Here is a 2,223-nt window from a genome sequence, read left to right as displayed (position 1 = left end):
GCTATGAGTTAATGCTCTGGCTTAACCCTCAACACGCGGTCAATGCTGATTTAACTGGTCAACGCCATCAATATCTCAGTTTGCTGCACAACATGGGCAGTCATGCCCCTATGTATGGCTATTGGGAATACGTTCGCCGTTATATGGCTGATGAACAACCGTTATGGTATGAGATCAGTAAAAAGCCAAGACAGATAGGTGTTAACTTTGAACTCGCTGAAGAAGAAGGTCGGAGTCGGCTGTTTGCAATTGTTACCTTTATTCTTACGTTACCACTTGGTTTTCTGCTCAGACCCGCTCTTTTTTCACTCTGGTGTAATCCTTTGAGACATAAATGGCCAGAACAGGTCCATGAGTGGACAGGTAAGCGATGCAATTGGCATTAGACGTTTTTCACGACAGTTTATCCGCACTGCCGCTCAGTCGAGCGGCAGTTGAGCTGTTCGCGGAGGAATAACCCATCATGAGTGAGATTAGACAAGTCGGCCCCAATCATTGGGTCGGGCCAGAAGACTTTGGTATTACTCCCAACTTCCATATTACCCAACACGGTGTGGAACATTACCCTAATGGTCATTTAATTCAGCAAGAACCATTAAACCCCGGCAATAAAAAAATCCCCATCGTTCACCGAAGAAAAGACGCCGAAGATATGGGGGAGTTTTTTGACGGCTTTTCTGCAGGGGGCCACGAAGGGTTTATTGATATGCGAGTTCGGTCTGTTCATAGCAGAGGCGATAATGTGTATGCGGTGATTTTTTTTACCTTGCTCTGGCTGCTTGTCAAGACTTCGATGGTTTACACCGCTGGAGATACATGGTCACTCAGTTACGTCGATATCACCGTTCTGGCAATTCTCGCCATTTGTATGGGCTTAAGTTTATTTAAGCCCATCGCCATGCCGATACGCTTTCATAAACAAAACCAAGAGGTTTACGTTTGGCACGATAAAGTGCTCTATCGTATTCCGTGGCAAGAGTGTGAAATATCCGTGATAGTCGCTAAAACCCATATGGGTTACGGGCGGTTAAAAGATGGCTATGAGTTAATGCTCTGGCTTAACCCTCAACACGCGGTCAACGCCGATCTAACCGGTCATCGCCATCAGTATCTCTCTTTAGTTCATAACATGGGTAGCCATGCCCCTGTATATGGCTATTGGGAATACGTTCGTCGTTATATGGCTGATGAACAACCACTATGGTTTGAGATCAGTAAAAAGCCAAGGCAAATAGGTATTAACTTTGAACTCGCTGAAGAAGAAGGTCGGAGTCGGCTGTTTGCAATTGTTACCTTTATTCTTACGTTACCACTTGGTTTTCTGCTCAGACCCGCTCTTTTCTCACTCTGGTGTAACCCTCTGAGACATAAATGGCCGGAACAAGTCCATGAGTGGACAGGTAAACGATGCAATTGGCATTAGACGCTTTTCACGACAGTTTATCCGCACTGCCGCTCAATTGAGCGGCAGTTGAGCTGTTCGCGGAGGAATAACCCATCATGAGTGAGATTAGACAAGTTGGCCCCAATCATTGGGTCGGGCCAGAAGACTTTGGTTTTACCCCCAACTTCCATATTACCCAACACGGCGTGGAACATTACCCTAATGGTCATTTAATTCAGCAAGAGCCATTAAACCCCGGCAATAAAAAAATCTCCCTAGTCCACCAAATTAAAGATGCTGAAGATATGGGAGAATTTTTTGAACTGTTTTCTGCAGGGGGCCACGAAGGGTTTATTGATATGCGAGTTCGGTCTGTCCATGGCAGGGGGGAGTTTATGGGGCTGGTGTTTCTTTTTACCCTGATATGGATCGGGTTAAAAGGTTGGGGATTTATTGATGGACTGGCATGGTCAGATACCTATGTTATTGACTTAATTTATTTGGCGTTGATCGGAGTCACTATAGCGGTAGGACTTTTCAAGCCCATCGCCATGCCAGTACGCTTTCATAAACAAAACCAAGAGGTTTACGTTTGGCACAATAAAGTGCTCTATCGTATTCCGTGGCAAGAGTGTGAAATATCCGTGATTGTCGCTAAAACCCATATGGGCTACGGGCGGTTAAAAGATGGCTATGAGTTAATGCTCTGGCTTAACCCTCAACACGCGGTCAATGCTGATTTAACTGGTCAACGCCATCAATATCTCAGTTTGCTGCACAACATGGGCAGTCATGCCCCTATGTATGGCTATTGGGAATACGTTCGCCGTTATATGGCT

The 2,223-nt window shown here is 45.5% G+C and carries 2 protein-coding genes and 1 pseudogene; all 3 read left to right on the top strand.

Annotation, left to right across the window (positions count from 1 at the left end; translation table 11 throughout):
• Nucleotides 1-386, top strand: a pseudogene (locus tag QTN95_RS20270) (hypothetical protein); the annotation flags it as partial.
• Between the two features lie 77 nt (nt 387-463).
• Entirely contained in the window at nt 464-1,423 is a 960-nt protein-coding gene (locus QTN95_RS20265; RefSeq protein ID WP_331418788.1) for a DUF6708 domain-containing protein, read from the top strand.
• Nucleotides 1,424-1,500: 77 nt separating this feature from the next.
• Nucleotides 1,501-2,223: hypothetical protein (locus tag QTN95_RS20260; protein WP_331418787.1), on the top strand; the 723-nt coding region annotated here is incomplete at its 3' end.

This window comes from Vibrio sp. M260112 (genome assembly GCF_036533775.1).
In the GTDB taxonomy this organism is placed as follows: Bacteria; Pseudomonadota; Gammaproteobacteria; order Enterobacterales; family Vibrionaceae; genus Vibrio.
The sequence above is the reverse complement of the archived record's forward strand: the minus strand, read 5'-3'. Positions and strand labels throughout refer to the sequence as shown.